The organism is Mesorhizobium sp. LEGMi-168a, assembly GCF_058312955.1.
Genome location: NZ_JBZEGV010000021.1, coordinates 90,444 through 104,303, shown reverse-complemented (window position 1 = coordinate 104,303; position 13,860 = coordinate 90,444). Strand labels below are relative to the sequence as shown.

Genomic DNA, 13,860 nt, shown 5'->3' with positions numbered 1-13,860 from the left:
GGGGGAGATGCCCGGCAGGGCAGAGGGGGGCGCGAAGGAACGCGGCCTTTCCGTCTGATCTCCATCAACTATAAGCAGAGGCTGCGTCGCTACCCCGACAGGCTGGCGGGACAGCGCCCCCCTCTGGCCTGCCGGCCATCTCCCCCACAAGGGGGGAGATCGGTAGCTTTGGCGCCGCGCTAGAAGGAACAACGATGCCCCCGATAAAAGTCGATCCGGACAAGGTTCGCGAATTCCCCAATGCCGAGAGCTTCTACGCCTGGCTGGGCGAAAACCACGCCGGCGAAAGCGAGGTCTGGATCAAGATCCACAAGGTCGGCTCGGGTCTCGCCTCGATCACCCCGAAGGAAGCGATCGACGCCGTGCTCTGCTTTGGCTGGATTGACGCCGTGCGCAAGTCGCTCGACGAGAAAAGCTTCCTGCAGCGCTATACGCGGCGCGGCAAAAAGAGCATCTGGAGCAGGATCAACATCGACAATGTCGCCCGCCTGATCGACGAGGGCCGCATGACCAAGCACGGCCTCAGGCAGGTCGAGGCGGCGAAGGCCGACGGCCGCTGGGACCGCGCCTATGGCGGGTCGAAGGAGATGACGATCCCGCCCGACCTGCAGGCGGCGATCGATGCCGAGCCGAAGGCGAGGGAGATGCTGGCAAAGCTTTCCGCCCAGAACCGCTTCGCGCTCGCCTTCCGCACCCACAACATGAAGACCGAGGCGGGGCGCAAGAAGAAGATCGAGAGCTTCGTCGAGATGCTGAAGCGCGGCGAGACCATCTACCCCCAGAAGAAGTGACCTGGTATCTCCCCCCTTGAGGGGGAGATGTCGCCGAAGACGACAGAGGAGGTCGCCGCGCGTGGAGCACTAGCCTCTTCTTCGCGTCCGCAGGGCGCCGACGCTCGATGTGAGACGACCCCCTCTGGCCTCCCGGCCATCTCCCCCTCAAGGGGGGAGATTCCCCGTCGCGCCGGCTTTCGTCATTCACCGGCGTGGCAGGAATGAGTGATGGGCTGGACCGCCAATCCCCGCATTACGGTCCCTTGCGGGGGAGAGGTCCGGTAAGACAGGAGGGGTAGGAGGAAACTCAGCTTTTCAGAACCGGGGAGCAAGTCATGAACACCAGAACAATTCACTCCGGCAAGGTCGCCCTCGTCACCGGCGGCAATCGCGGCATCGGCCTCGAGACCGGCCGCCAATTGGCGGCGCTTGGCTTCACCGTGCTGCTCGGCGTGCATGATCTTGCCAAAGGCGAGGCGGCTACGAGGCGACTGGATGGCGATGTGCACGCCATCGCCCTCGACGTCACGTCCGAGGACGCGGCAGCCCACGCCGCGGCCGAGATCGAGCGCCGCTTCGGCCGGCTGGACGTCTTGGTCAACAACGCCGCCATCCATTACGACCCGTCGGCGCGGGCGCTGCGGCCCGACTGGACAACGATCCGCGATGCTTTCGAGACCAACGTCTTCGGCGCCTGGCGCGTCGCGATTGCCTTCGCGCCGCTGCTCAGCGCCTCAGGTCACGGCCGACTGGTCAATGTCTCGTCCGAAGGCGGCTCGCTCGCTTCGATGGGCGCCGGCGCGCCGGCCTATTCGACCAGCAAGGCGACGCTCAACGCGCTGACCCGCATCCTGGCCGCCGAGCTCCGCGGCGCCGGCGTCCTGGTCAACTCGATCTGCCCCGGCTGGGTCGCGACCGACATGGGCGGTCCCGGCGGACGTCCCGTCGCGCAAGGCGCCGCCGGCATCGTCTGGGCCGCGACCTTGCCGGACGACGGCCCGACCGGCGGCTTTTTCCGCCATGGCAAGAAACTGCCGTGGTGAGGCGGCGCCGCGCTGGCGTGCCCCATCCTCCATGCTACGAAAATAGCATACTCGACCCGCGAAATGTGATGCTAGGCTCGCCTCCGTGCACCCAAGGCACGCGACACGATCTCGCAAGAGGAGGAGTTGCAGGCGGGATCGAGGCTCCAATCCAAAATCAGGACGAAACTGTTGAACCATTGCGAGGCCCGCCGCGTTTCGGGTGGTTGGCCACAAGGGAGGAACCACCAGTGAAAGCATCCTATCTCGTCTCGGCCGCGCTCATCGCGGCATCCGCAATGCCGGCGGCGGCTGGCGAAATTTCCGACGGCAAGGTCAAGATCGGCATCCTCAACGACCAGTCCGGCGTCTATGCCGATTTCGGCGGCAAGTGGTCGGTCGAGGCCGCTAAGATGGCGGTCGAGGATTTCGGCGGCAAGGTGCAGGGCGCGCCGATCGAGATCGTCAGCGCCGACCACCAGAACAAGCCGGACATCGCCTCCAACATCGCGCGCCAGTGGTACGACACCGAGCAGGTCGACGCGATCATGGAGCTCACGACGTCTTCGGTAGCACTCGCCGTCCAAGGGCTTTCCAAGGAAAAGAAGAAGATCGACATCGTCACCGGCGCGGCCTCCACCGACCTCACCGGCAAGCAGTGCTCGCCCTATGGTTTCCACTGGGCCTATGACACGCACTCCCAAGCGGTCGGCACCGGCGGCGAGCTCGTGAAGCAGGGCGGCGACAGCTGGTACTTCATCACCGTCGACTACGCCTTCGGCTATTCGCTGAAGGACCAGACCGCCAAGCTGGTCGAGGCCAGCGGCGGCAAGGTGGATGGCGAAGTGCGCTATCCGCTGGGCTCCACCGACTATTCCTCCTTCCTGCTTCAAGCACAGTCTTCCGGTGCCAAGATCGTCGGCCTTGCCAATGCCGGCCTCGACACGTCCAACTCGATCAAGCAGGCGGCCGAGTTCGGCATCGTCGCCGGCGGCCAGCGGCTGGCCGCACTTCTTTTCACGCTCGCCGAAGTGCACGGCCTCGGCCTGCAGGCGGCGCAGGGCGTGGTGCTGACCGAAGGCTATTACTGGGACCGCGACGACGAGAGCCGGAAATTCGCCGATCGCTTCTTCAAGCGCACCAACCGCATGCCGAACATGATTCAGGCCGGCACCTATTCGGCGGTGACGCAATATCTGAAGGCCATCGACAAGGCCGGCACCGACGAGACCGAGGCGGTGGCCAAGCAACTGCATGAGATGCCGGTCAACGACGTCTTCACCGCCAACGGCAAGGTGCAGGCCGACGGCTCGATGGTGCACGACATGTATCTCTACCAGGTCAAGAAGCCGGAAGAGAGCAAGAAGGACTGGGACTACTACACCTATCTGGCAACCATACCCGGCGACAAGGCCTTCATGAAGGCCGAGGACAGCGGCTGCCCGCTCGTCACCAAGTGACGGCCGACACCGCTACCGCCGTCCGACGGGACGGCAAGGAACAGACGCCGCGGGTGGTGCTTTCCGCCCGCGGCTTGCGGCGCGACTTCGCCGGTTTCGTCGCGGTGAAGGATGTTGATCTCGACGTCCATCACGCCAGGATCCATGCCTTGATCGGCCCGAACGGCGCCGGCAAGACCACCATTTTCAACCTGTTGACCAAATTCCTGCAGCCGAGCAGCGGCACGATCGAATTGCTCGGCACCGACATCACCAGCACGCCGCCGGCGAAAGTGGCGCGCATGGGCCTGGTCCGCTCCTTCCAGATCTCGGCGATCTTTCCCCATCTCAGCGTCCTCGACAATGTGCGCGTGGCGCTGCAGCGTCCCGGCGGGCTGGGCTACCAGTTCTGGCGCCCGGTCTCGGCGCTGGACCAGCTCACGCCAAGGGCGCGCGAGCTGCTCGCCGTCGTCGGCCTTGACGATGCGGCGCATCGGCTCGCCGGCGATCTCTCCTATGGCAGGAAGCGCGTGCTGGAGATCGCCACCACGCTGGCGCTGGACCCCAAGGTGCTTTTGCTCGACGAGCCGATGGCCGGCATGGGGCATGAGGATGTCGGCATGATCTCCGGCATCATCCGCTCGCTCGCCCGGGATCGCGCGGTGCTGATGGTCGAGCACAATCTCACCGTCGTTGCCGACCTCTGCGACTGGATCACCGTCATGCAGCGCGGCCAGGTGCTGGCGGCCGGCGACTATGCGACGGTCAGCCAGGACGAGCGCGTGCGCGTCGCTTACATGGGAACCGAGCATGAGTGAGCCGCTGCTGGCTGTCCGCGATCTTCACGCCTGGTACGGCGAGGGCCACGCGCTGCATGGCGTCAATCTCGAAGTCTCGCGCGGCGAGACGGTGACGCTGCTTGGCCGCAACGGCGTTGGCAAGACGACGACGCTGCGCGCCATCATGGGGCTGATCCGCAAGCGAACGGGCAGCGTCACCTTCAACGGCAAGGACCTGATCCGCCTGCCGCTGCACCGCGTCGCGCATCAGGGCATCGGCTTCGTGCCGGAGGAGCGCGGCATCTTCGCGACCCTCACCGTCGACGAGAACCTGATCCTGCCGCCGGTGGTGGCCAAGGGCGGCATGAGCGTGGAGGAGATTTTCGAGCTCTTCCCCAACCTCAAGGAGCGCCGCAACAGCCAGGGCACGAAACTTTCCGGCGGCGAGCAACAGATGCTGGCGATCGCCCGCATCCTGCGGACCGGCGTCGAGATGCTTTTGCTCGACGAGCCGACGGAAGGGTTGGCGCCCGTCATCGTCCAGCGCATCGGCGAATTGCTGGCGACGCTGAAGGAGCGCGGCATGACTATCCTGCTGGTCGAGCAGAATTTCCGCTTCGCCGCCCGCATCGCCGACCGCTTCTATTTGATGGATCACGGCAAGGTGGTGGAGGGTTTTGCCGTGGGGCAGCTTTCCGCGCATACCGAGAAGCTGCACGAGGTGCTGGGGGTATGATGGCCAAATGACCATGATCTTCGGCATCCCCATCCAGGCCTTGCTCGGGCAGCTTTTGGTCGGCCTCATCAACGGCTCCTTCTACGCGATGCTGAGCCTCGGGCTGGCCGTCATCTTCGGGCTGTTGCGCATCATCAATTTCGCCCATGGCGCGCTCTATATGCTCGGCGCCTTCATCGGTTATCTGCTGCTGGTCCATCTCGGCATCGGCTACTGGCCGGCGCTGGTCATCGTGCCTTTGGCCGTCGGCCTGTTCGGCATGGCGGTGGAGCGCGTGGCGCTGTCGCGTCTCTACCGCCTCGACCCGCTCTACGGTCTGCTCTTCACCTTCGGCCTGGCGCTCGTGATCGAAGGCGTCTTTCGCTTCTACTACGGCGTCTCCGGCGACCCATACGCCGTGCCGGCGCTGCTCGCCGGTGGCACCAATCTCGGCTTCATGTTCTTGCCCAACTATCGCGGCTGGGTGGTGGTGGCCTCGCTCATCGTCTGCATCGGCACCTGGCTGCTGATCGAAAAAACCAGGCTCGGCTCGTATCTCCGCGCCGCGACCGAGAACCCGGAGCTGGTCCAGGCCTTCGGCGTCAACGTGCCGTTGCTGTTGACACTCACCTATGGGCTGGGGGCGGCGCTTGCAGGACTCGCCGGCATCCTTGCCGCGCCCGTCTACCAGGTCAGCCCGCTGATGGGCTCGGACTTGATCATCGTCGTCTTCGCCGTCGTCGTGGTCGGCGGCATGGGGTCGATCCTCGGCGCTATCGTCACCGGCTACATGCTCGGCCTCGCCGAGGGCCTGACCAAGGTCTTTTATCCCGAGGCCTCGAACCTCGTCGTCTTCGTCATCATGGCGATCGTGCTTCTGCTGCGCCCGGCCGGCCTGTTCGGAAGGGATGCCTGAGATGAGCGAGGCGACCCTTCACGAAGAACGCGCTGCCGCCTCCGTTCGGCTGGAACGGGCGCTTGTGGCGCTGGGCATACTGGCTCTCGTCGCAGCACCTTTCATCATCTATCCGATCTTCGTGATGAAGATGCTGTGCTTCGCGCTCTTCGCCTGCGCCTTCAACCTGCTGCTCGGCTACACCGGCCTGCTCTCCTTCGGCCACGCCGCCTTCTTCGGCGGCGCCGCCTATTTCTGCGCCTATGCCGTGAAGGCCTGGGGCTGGCCACCCGAGGCCGGCATCCTGCTCGGCACCGTGGGCGCCGCGGCAATGGGCCTTGTGGTGGGCTTCCTCGCCATTCGCCGGCAAGGCATCTATTTCGCCATGATCACGCTGGCGATGGCGCAGATGTTCTATTTCTTCTGCGTGCAGGCGCCCTTCACCGAGGGCGAGGACGGCATCCAGGGCGTTGCGCGCGGGCATCTCTTCGGCATCCTCGACCTCAACGTGCCGATGAACATGTACTTCTTCGTGCTTGCCGTTTTCCTGATCGGCGTCTTCGCCATCTGGCGCATCGTCAACTCGCCCTTCGGCATGATCCTCCGCTCAATAAGGGAGAACGAGAACCGCGCCATTTCGCTCGGATACTCAGTTGGCCGCTACAAGCTCGCCGCCTTCGTCATGTCGGCCGCCCTTGCAGGTCTTGCCGGCGCGGTCAAGGCGATCGTCTTCCAGTTCGCGACGCTGACGGACGTTACCTGGCAGATGTCGGGCGAGGTGATCCTGATGACGCTCCTCGGCGGCATCGGCACCATGGTCGGCCCGGTGGTCGGCGCAGGGCTGGTCGTCGGGCTGGAGAATACGCTGGCGACCTCCGGCTTCCCGGTGACGATTGCCACCGGGCTGATCTTCATGGTCTGCGTGCTGATCTTCCGGCGTGGCATCGTCGGCGAGATTTATGCTCGGTGGTTCGGGCGGAAGGGCTGAGCGCAGCGCTCTTCTCCCCCTTGAGGGGGAGATGGCCGCGGAGCGGCCAGAGGGGGTCATCGCGCGTGGAGCGCCATCCTCAATCTGCTGAAGGAGGCCGAGTCCAGTCGAACCGACCCCCTCTGTCGCCTTCGGCGACATCTCCCCCTCAAGGGGGGAGATCGGCAGCTCACCCCACCGGCACCTCCAGCCCCACCTTCACCCGGTCCATGGCAACGAAAGTGCGAAATCTCTTTACGTTGTTGTTTTCGAAGAACAGCCGCCTAGTCAGCGCCTCGTAGTCGGCCATCGTAGCCACGGTGACGACGAGGATGAAGTCGGCTTCGCCAGTGACGTAATAGCATTGCTGCACTTCCGGTACCGCGGCGAAGCCGCGCTTGGCGGCGTCGATCAGCTCGGCCCGCTCGCTCTCTACTTCCACCTCGACGAAGATGGTGATCGGGTGGCCGACCTTGGCCGGGTCGACCAGCGCCACATTGGCGCGGATGACACCATGCTCCTCCATGCGCCTGATGCGCCGCTGAACGGCCGGTGCCGAGAGATTGACCGCTTCGCCGATCGCGCGCTGCGGCGTCGCGTTGTCCTTCTGCAGGATGGCGAGGATGGCGCGGTCGAAGGCGTCGAGATTAGGCAAAGCTGGCATTTGGCGGCATCCGGATGAAACAAACTTGCAATCAGATGGCTGAGACAGAGCGCAATTCTCGCTCGCTCCGCAATAGAGTTCAGCACCCCAGAGTTCAGTGCCTCGGAGAAAAAACGCCATGATGCTGCTCAACCAACGTCCTGAACACAACCAGCCGCTGGTGACTGCCGATGCCGTCGCCCTCGGCATAGCCGGCGCCGACCAGGCCGAGCATTATCTCGACGCCCGCGACAACCACGCCGAGACGCCGCTGCATGCCTTGCCGACACTGGCCGGCGAGCTCGGCATCGCCGCGCTGCACATCAAGGATGAGGGCAAGCGCCTCGGCCTCGGCAGCTTCAAGGCGCTGGGCGGCGCCTACGCCGTCATGCGGCTGGTGCTGGAAGAGGCCGGCAAGCGGCTCGGCCGCGCTGTCGATGTCGGTGAGATCAGCGATGCCAAGGTACGCGCGATCGCGGCGCAGATGACCTTCTGCTGCGCCACCGACGGCAATCACGGCCGCTCGGTGGCGCAGGGCGCCGGCCTCGTCGGCGCGCGCTCGGTGGTCTTCGTCCATGCCGGCGTAAGCCGCGAGCGCGTCGCGGCGATCGCCCGCTTCGGCGCCGAGATGGTGCGCGTCGAGGGTGGCTACGATCATTCGGTGCGCGAAGCCGCCCGTGTCGCCGCCGAGCGCGGCTGGACGGTCGTCTCCGACACCTCCTGGCCGGGCTATGAGCGCATCCCGGGCCTGGTCATGCAGGGCTACACAGTGATCGCGCGCGAGGCGTTGAAGCGCTTGCCCGAACAGCCCACCCATGTCTTCCTGCAGGCCGGCGTCGGCGGCTTCGCCGCAGCGATCGCCGGCCATCTGGCGATCCTGCTCGGCGAGCGCCGGCCGAAGGTCGTGGTGGTGGAGCCCGCCCGCGCGGCGTGTGTCTACGCCACCGCCGAGGCCGGGCGTCCGGTAAAAATCCCGCATGAGCAGCCGACCGTCATGGCCATGCTCGAATGCCACGAGCCGTCGCTGGTCGCCTGGCGCGTGCTGGCGCGCCTCGGCGATGCTTTCATGACCGTGGACGAGGAGGATGCGGTCGCGGTGATGAATCGGTTGGCGCGCCCTGCCGGCAACGATCCGGCGATCGTCTCCGGCGAGAGCGGCGGCGCAGGGCTTGCCGGCTTGATCCGCGCCGCCGGAGACAAGGACATGCGGGCAGCCCTCGGCCTTGATGCTCGCTCCCGCATACTCATCATCAACTCCGAAGGCGCCACTGACCCGGGCCGCTATGCCGAACTGGTCGGGGTGGCGCCGGAGGAAGTTGCGCTGGCGCGGCAGCCGGCATGAGCAATCTGACGATCAACGCCGACCGTCTCGCCGGCCGCATCGAGGAGCTCGGCCGCCTTGGCCGCGATGAGCAGGGCCGCCTGGTCCGTGTCGCGGCTTCGGACATGGATCGGCTCGGCCGCGACCGTCTCGTCGGCTGGCTGCGGGAAGCGGGGCTCGAGGTCGCCGTCGACCGCATCGGCAACATCTTCGGCATCTGGCAGGACGACGCCAATGCCGGCCAGGCGCCGGTCATGCTCGGCTCGCATATCGACACGGTGATCGATGCCGGCATCTATGACGGCTGCTATGGCGTGCTCGCAGGTCTCGAAGCGATCGAGAGCCTGAAAGAGGCCGGCTTCGTGCCGGCGCGTCCGATCGTGGTCGCGGCCTTCACCAATGAGGAGGGCGTGCGCTATGCGCCCGACATGATGGGCTCGCTGGTCTATGCCGGCGGGCTCAGCGTCGAGGAAGCGCTTGCCACGGTCGGTACCGATGGCTCGGTGCTGGGCAAGGAACTGGAGCGCATCGGCTATGCCGGTTCTCACGAGCCGGGCTTCATCGAGCCGCATGCCTATGTCGAATTGCATGTCGAGCAGGGGCCGGTGCTCGAACGCGAGGGCATCGCCATCGGTGCGGTCGAGAACCTGCAGGGCATTTCCTGGCAGCGCATAACGATCGACGGCGTCGCCAACCATGCCGGCACCACGCCGATGGCGATGCGCAGCGATGCCGGCGTCGCCGCCGCTCGCGCCATTGCCTTCGTCGCGGAGCGGGCCGCCGTCTCGCCGACGCCGACGGTCGCGACCGTGGGCACCATCGCCTTCGAGCCGAACGCCATCAATGTCATCCCGTCGCGGGCGACCTTCACCGTCGACCTGCGCGATCCCGACGAGGCGCGCTTGGGAGAAGAGGAGGCGGCGCTCGCTGCTTTCCTCGGCGGGCTCGCCACCAGCGCGAACGTCTCGATTCGGACCGAACGCCTGGTGCGCTTCGCGCCGGTGACCTTCGATGCCCGCATCGTTTCGCTGATCGAGGATTGCGCCCTGGCCAACGGCTTCTCCTGCCGGCGCATGACCTCGGGCGCCGGGCATGATGCGCAGATGATTGCGCGCATCGCGCCGTCCGCGATGATCTTCGTGCCGAGCCGGGGCGGCATCAGCCACAACCCGGCCGAGTTCACCGCCGCCGGCCACCTCGCCGCCGGCGCCAACATCCTGCTCGGCGTCGCCGCCAGGCTGGCGGCCGACTGATCGGAAAAGGGGGAATGCAGATGACCGACCTCGAGGAGCTTCACCGCGAGATGACGGCGTGGCGGCATGACCTCCACGCTCATCCCGAATTCGGCTTCGAGGAAAAGCGCACCGCCGCTTTCGTCGCGCAAAAACTGCGCGCGTTCGGGCTGGAGGTGGCGGAGGGCGTCGGCGGCACCGGCGTCGTCGGCACGCTGAAGAAAGGCAGCGGCAACCGCGCGGTCGCGCTGCGCGCCGACATGGATGCGCTGCGCATCGCCGAGCAGGGAACGGCCGCCTATCGCTCGCAAACGCCAGGCACCATGCATGCCTGCGGCCATGACGGCCACACCACCATGCTGCTTGGCGCGGCCAAGCTGCTTGCCGATGAGGGCGGCTTCGACGGCACGGTGCGCTTCATCTTCCAGCCGGCCGAGGAATGGGGCGGGGGCGCGCTGGCGATGCTGGAGGATGGCCTCATCGAGCGCTTTCCCTTCGAGGAAATTTTTGGGCTGCACAACATGCCGGGCCTGCCGATCGGCCATTTCGAGACCCGGAGCGGTCCGGTCATGTCGGCCGAGGACAATTTCGAGATCGTGCTGAAAGGCCTTGGCGGCCACGCGGCGCGGCCGCACGCCGGGCGGGAGACGCTGGTTGCCGCCTGCGCGCTGGTCCTCAACCTGCAGACCATCGTCTCGCGGCGCTTGAGCCCGGCCGATATCGGCGTCGTGTCGGTCACCGAGCTCATCACTGACGGCACCCGCAACGCGCTGCCCGGGCTCGCCCGTATCCTCGGCGACTGCCGCAGCTTCCGGCCTGAGGTGAGCGCGGCGATCGAGAAGGAGATGCGCCGCATCGCCGAGGGTACGGCGCAGGCCTATAACGTTGCGGCGCAAGTCACTTACACGCGCGAGTTCGTGCCCTTGATCAACGACGCTGCGCTTGTTGACGAAGCGCTTGCGGCGGCTAGGACGGTGCTGGCCGACGACGCCATTGGCGTCGCGGCTGAGCCGATGACGGCCTCGGAGGATTTCGCCCGCTTCCTGAACGAGGTGCCCGGCTGCTTCGTCTTCATGGGCAACGGCAACTCCGCGCCGCTGCACAACCCGTCCTATGACTTCAACGACGAAGGCCTGCTCCACGGCGCGCGCTTCCATGCGGCGGTGGTGAGACGGCGGCTGCCTGTTGTGTGAAGCGTCGGCGATTGGCGAAAACCGCGGAGCGCTAGTCTCCCCCCAAGTGGGGGAGATGCCCGGCAGGGCAGAGGGGGGCGCTGTCCCGCCAGCGTCTCGGCTCTTTGCAGCCATACCCAAGCCGGCTAGCGGCGTATCCGACATCGATCAGCGCCTCATTCCTTCGCGCCCCCCTCTGTCCTGCCGGACATCTCCCCCACAAGGGGGGAGATTAGCAGCTCCGCCCCGGTAACCCTTTCTTCTTTCGTTTCATGCAGTATTGCCCGGACGGGAGTGGGCAAACACAAGGCATGGCCGACGACAATAAACGCAACGGCGACTTCTGGGCGCTGGCGCTCGATCGCGCCCAACTCGGCCTTTGGGACTGGAACCTCGCGACCGGCGATTGCTATTACTCGCCGCCCTGGTCGAGGATGCTGGGCTATGCCGAGGGCGAGCTCGCCAACACCTCCGATCTCTGGCTGAAGCTCACCCATCCCGACGACCGCGAAAGGGCGCAGCAAAGCGGCGACCGCCACATCGCCGGCCTGACCCCATCCATCGAGACGGAGCTGCGCCTGAAGCACAAGGACGGCCACTGGGTCTGGGTGCTCGACCGCGGCGGCATCGTCGAGCGCGACGCCGAGGGCAGGCCGCTGCGCCTGATGGGCGTGCAGACCGACATCACCAAGCGGAAAGAGGCCGAGGCCGCGCTGGATGAGGTCAATGTCCGCTTCCGCCTCGCGCTCGCCGCCAGCGGCACCGGCATCTGGCACTACGACATAGCTACCAACAAAAGCTTTTGGGATGCGCGCACCCGGGAAATCTTCGGTCTGGTCAGCGACACCGACGAGGTGACAGCCGACCTCTGGCACACCTATCTCCACCCGGACGACAAGGAGGCCACAGAGAAGGCGCACCTGCCGCCGCCGGGCTCACAGGCGGTTACCGCATCGCAATACCGCATCGTCCGGCGCGACGGCGTGGTCCGCCATGTCGAGTCGCTGGTGCGCTTCATCGCCGCCGGCTCGGCCGGCCAGATCCTCGGTACCGTGCGCGACATCACCGACGAGAAGAAGCGCGCCGAGGAGCTCGCCCACGCCGCCCACCACGATGCCTTGACCAGACTGTTGAACCGCTCGGCCTTCGACCGGCTGCTGGCCGAAAACATCGGCGCGGCCGGGCGGCTGCCGCTTGCCGTGTTCTATGTCGACCTCGACTACTTCAAGGCGCTGAACGACTATGCCGGCCACGCCGCGGGCGACGTCGCGCTGAAGAGCGTCGCCGCGGGCATTCGCGCCAGCCTGCCGCCTTCGGCGCATGCGGCGCGCCTCGGCGGCGACGAGTTCGCGCTGCTGGTGCCCAATTGCGACGACGCCTGCGCCGAACGGCTCGCGCGCGCCGTGCTCGCCGCCGTGCGCGACGCCGATCTTGGTCCCGCCGTGACCACCCGCAGGTTGGCGGCCAGCATCGGCATCGCCTTCGTGCGCGATCCCGGGATGACTGTGGCCGACGCGCTGGCCTGCGCCGACGATGCCTGCTACGCGGCCAAGGCCGGCGGGCGCGACCGCTTCGCAGTGTTCTCGCCAGAGACGGCTTCCGGCTCCGGCGGCCTCAACGCCGCACGGCTCGCCGCCAAGCTGGTCGACGCGATGGAGGACAGCCGGCTGAAGCTGTTCGGCCAGGAGATCCATCGCCTGGGCAGGCCTTGGGAAGAGAGCCGCCATGTCGAGGTGCTGGCGAGGCTCGAAGGCCGCAACGGCAAGCTGATCCCCCCGGGTGAGTTCATGCCGGTGGCCGAACGTTTCGGCCTTGCCGCCCGGCTCGACCGCTGGATCATCCGCACGGCGCTCATCCGCCATGGCAAGGCGATGCGCTCCGGCGCCATCTCGCTCGACTTCAACCTGTCGGCGCAGACGCTCTCCGATCCGCAGCTCTGGGATTTCGTCGACGCGGCAATCGCCGAGAGCGGCGCGCCGCCCTCGGCAGTCGGCTTCGAGATCACCGAAACCGCCGCCGTCACCAATTTCGACGGGGCGGAAGAATTCGTGCGCAAGGCCAGGCTGCGCCATTGCCGCGTCAGCCTTGACGATTTCGGCGCCGGCATGAGCTCCTTCGAATATCTCAGGCGCTTCCCCATCGACGCCATCAAGATCGACGGCTCCTTCGTCGAGCACATCGCCGACAGCCGCTTCGACCGCGAGATCGTCTCGGCGATCGCCGGCATCGCCCGCTCGATGGGCTGCGCGGTCGTCGCCGAGAAGATCGAGGAAAAGAGCGCGCTGGAAATACTCATTGGCATGGGCGTCGCCTATGGCCAGGGTTATTTCCTGCACCGGCCCGAGCCACTCGAGGCGATCGTGGCGAGAGCGACCGGTCGGCCGGCGCCGCTTGACAGACCTGAGTTCCGGCTGAGCGGAACAAAATAAGCAACTGCTAAAATTGAGTCCGCTGATTTAAGGGCACCGTAATCCGGCAGGGCAATGATCGCCATCGACGACAAGATCGGAGCGACCATGAAGAAACTTCCTTTGCTGGCGGCAACGGCGATCGGCTTGCTCGGCATCCTCGCAACCGGGCAATCCTTCGCCGGCTCGGATCATGGCGGTCAGGTGACGGCGGCCCTGCCGGACGACAATGACGACCAGGGCGCCACCGCCGGCAATGACGGCGACCACGACGTCGCCGAGAATGACGAGGGCGATCACAAGGGCGACGGCGTCGAGTCCGGCTCGCATGATGGCGATCAGGGCGACGATGAGGGCGACGACGACTCGGATCACCAGGGCGCCGATCACGATGGCGATGGCGGCGGCCATGATGGTGGCGGCGACAGCGCTGGTCATGATGGCGGCGACGGCGGCAGCGGCGGCGACGGCGGCGACGACTGAATGGCGGCGCT

General features: G+C 66.3%; 13 protein-coding genes. 12 read left to right on the top strand and 1 reads right to left on the bottom strand.

Annotated elements, in window-relative coordinates; all coding sequences use genetic code 11:
* Nucleotides 1–194: 194 nt before the first annotated feature.
* The 7 genes from AC4FWB_RS24175 to AC4FWB_RS24145 all read left to right on the top strand — a co-directional run bounded on the left by AC4FWB_RS24175 (nucleotide 195) and on the right by AC4FWB_RS24145 (nucleotide 6,611).
* Complete coding sequence (locus AC4FWB_RS24175) at nucleotides 195–791, top strand: YdeI/OmpD-associated family protein (RefSeq protein WP_491028744.1); 597 nt, start codon at nucleotides 195–197, stop codon at nucleotides 789–791.
* Between the two features lie 317 nt (nucleotides 792–1,108).
* Complete coding sequence (locus AC4FWB_RS24170) at nucleotides 1,109–1,816, top strand: SDR family NAD(P)-dependent oxidoreductase (protein WP_491028743.1); 708 nt, start codon at nucleotides 1,109–1,111, stop codon at nucleotides 1,814–1,816.
* A 230-nt stretch (nucleotides 1,817–2,046) separates the two neighbouring features.
* Nucleotides 2,047–3,255 carry an ABC transporter substrate-binding protein gene (locus AC4FWB_RS24165; RefSeq protein WP_491028742.1) on the top strand — a complete coding sequence of 403 codons (1,209 nt, stop codon included), beginning with the start codon at nucleotides 2,047–2,049 and terminating at the stop codon, nucleotides 3,253–3,255.
* Nucleotides 3,252–4,052: an ABC transporter ATP-binding protein gene (locus AC4FWB_RS24160; RefSeq protein ID WP_491028741.1), complete on the top strand. Its 801-nt coding sequence runs from the start codon at nucleotides 3,252–3,254 to the stop codon at nucleotides 4,050–4,052. The genes AC4FWB_RS24165 and AC4FWB_RS24160 overlap by 4 nt, the downstream gene beginning before the upstream one ends.
* Entirely contained in the window at nucleotides 4,045–4,749 is a 705-nt protein-coding gene (locus tag AC4FWB_RS24155) for an ABC transporter ATP-binding protein (protein WP_491028740.1), read from the top strand. The genes AC4FWB_RS24160 and AC4FWB_RS24155 overlap by 8 nt, the downstream gene beginning before the upstream one ends.
* Nucleotides 4,750–4,756: 7 nt before the next feature.
* Complete coding sequence (locus AC4FWB_RS24150) at nucleotides 4,757–5,644, top strand: branched-chain amino acid ABC transporter permease (protein ID WP_491028739.1); 888 nt, start codon at nucleotides 4,757–4,759, stop codon at nucleotides 5,642–5,644.
* A gap of 1 nt (nucleotide 5,645) precedes the next feature.
* On the top strand, nucleotides 5,646–6,611 hold the full coding sequence (locus AC4FWB_RS24145; protein WP_491028738.1) for a branched-chain amino acid ABC transporter permease: 966 nt from the start codon (nucleotides 5,646–5,648) through the stop codon (nucleotides 6,609–6,611).
* 169 nt (nucleotides 6,612–6,780) lie between these two features.
* Here AC4FWB_RS24145 and AC4FWB_RS24140 read toward each other — a convergent pair whose 3' ends face one another.
* Entirely contained in the window at nucleotides 6,781–7,254 is a 474-nt protein-coding gene (locus AC4FWB_RS24140; RefSeq protein WP_491028737.1) for an Lrp/AsnC family transcriptional regulator, read from the bottom strand.
* Nucleotides 7,255–7,372: 118 nt separating this feature from the next.
* Here AC4FWB_RS24140 and AC4FWB_RS24135 point away from each other — a divergent pair, with 118 nt between their 5' ends.
* The 5 genes from AC4FWB_RS24135 to AC4FWB_RS24115 all read left to right on the top strand — a co-directional run bounded on the left by AC4FWB_RS24135 (nucleotide 7,373) and on the right by AC4FWB_RS24115 (nucleotide 13,849).
* Nucleotides 7,373–8,575, top strand: a complete 1,203-nt coding sequence (locus AC4FWB_RS24135) for a diaminopropionate ammonia-lyase (protein WP_491028736.1) — start codon at nucleotides 7,373–7,375, stop codon at nucleotides 8,573–8,575.
* Nucleotides 8,572–9,807, top strand: a complete 1,236-nt coding sequence (locus AC4FWB_RS24130; protein WP_491028735.1) for a Zn-dependent hydrolase — start codon at nucleotides 8,572–8,574, stop codon at nucleotides 9,805–9,807. The genes AC4FWB_RS24135 and AC4FWB_RS24130 overlap by 4 nt, the downstream gene beginning before the upstream one ends.
* A gap of 20 nt (nucleotides 9,808–9,827) precedes the next feature.
* Nucleotides 9,828–10,979: a M20 aminoacylase family protein gene (locus tag AC4FWB_RS24125; RefSeq protein ID WP_491028760.1), complete on the top strand. Its 1,152-nt coding sequence runs from the start codon at nucleotides 9,828–9,830 to the stop codon at nucleotides 10,977–10,979.
* Between the two features lie 290 nt (nucleotides 10,980–11,269).
* The gene (locus tag AC4FWB_RS24120) at nucleotides 11,270–13,387 is read left to right on the top strand and encodes an EAL domain-containing protein (protein ID WP_491028734.1); all 2,118 of its coding nucleotides are present in this window, start codon (nucleotides 11,270–11,272) and stop codon (nucleotides 13,385–13,387) included.
* Between the two features lie 54 nt (nucleotides 13,388–13,441).
* Nucleotides 13,442–13,849 (top strand): hypothetical protein, encoded by a 408-nt coding sequence (locus AC4FWB_RS24115; RefSeq protein ID WP_491028733.1) that lies wholly within the window; start codon nucleotides 13,442–13,444, stop codon nucleotides 13,847–13,849.
* The last annotated feature ends 11 nt before the right edge of the window (nucleotides 13,850–13,860 follow it).

Excerpts from the sequence above, each read along its gene's own strand:
- AC4FWB_RS24175 (WP_491028744.1), top strand. The coding sequence starts at position 195 with ATGCCCCCGATAAAAGTCGATCCGGACAAGGTTCGCGAATTCCCCAAT.
- AC4FWB_RS24170 (WP_491028743.1), top strand. The coding sequence starts at position 1,109 with ATGAACACCAGAACAATTCACTCCGGCAAGGTCGCCCTCGTCACCGGC.
- AC4FWB_RS24155 (WP_491028740.1), top strand. The coding sequence starts at position 4,045 with ATGAGTGAGCCGCTGCTGGCTGTCCGCGATCTTCACGCCTGGTACGGC.
- AC4FWB_RS24150 (WP_491028739.1), top strand. The coding sequence starts at position 4,757 with ATGACCATGATCTTCGGCATCCCCATCCAGGCCTTGCTCGGGCAGCTT.
- AC4FWB_RS24145 (WP_491028738.1), top strand. The coding sequence starts at position 5,646 with ATGAGCGAGGCGACCCTTCACGAAGAACGCGCTGCCGCCTCCGTTCGG.
- AC4FWB_RS24140 (WP_491028737.1), bottom strand. The coding sequence starts at position 7,254 with ATGCCAGCTTTGCCTAATCTCGACGCCTTCGACCGCGCCATCCTCGCC.
- AC4FWB_RS24135 (WP_491028736.1), top strand. The coding sequence starts at position 7,373 with ATGATGCTGCTCAACCAACGTCCTGAACACAACCAGCCGCTGGTGACT.
- AC4FWB_RS24130 (WP_491028735.1), top strand. The coding sequence starts at position 8,572 with ATGAGCAATCTGACGATCAACGCCGACCGTCTCGCCGGCCGCATCGAG.
- AC4FWB_RS24125 (WP_491028760.1), top strand. The coding sequence starts at position 9,828 with ATGACCGACCTCGAGGAGCTTCACCGCGAGATGACGGCGTGGCGGCAT.
- AC4FWB_RS24120 (WP_491028734.1), top strand. The coding sequence starts at position 11,270 with ATGGCCGACGACAATAAACGCAACGGCGACTTCTGGGCGCTGGCGCTC.
- AC4FWB_RS24115 (WP_491028733.1), top strand. The coding sequence starts at position 13,442 with ATGATCGCCATCGACGACAAGATCGGAGCGACCATGAAGAAACTTCCT.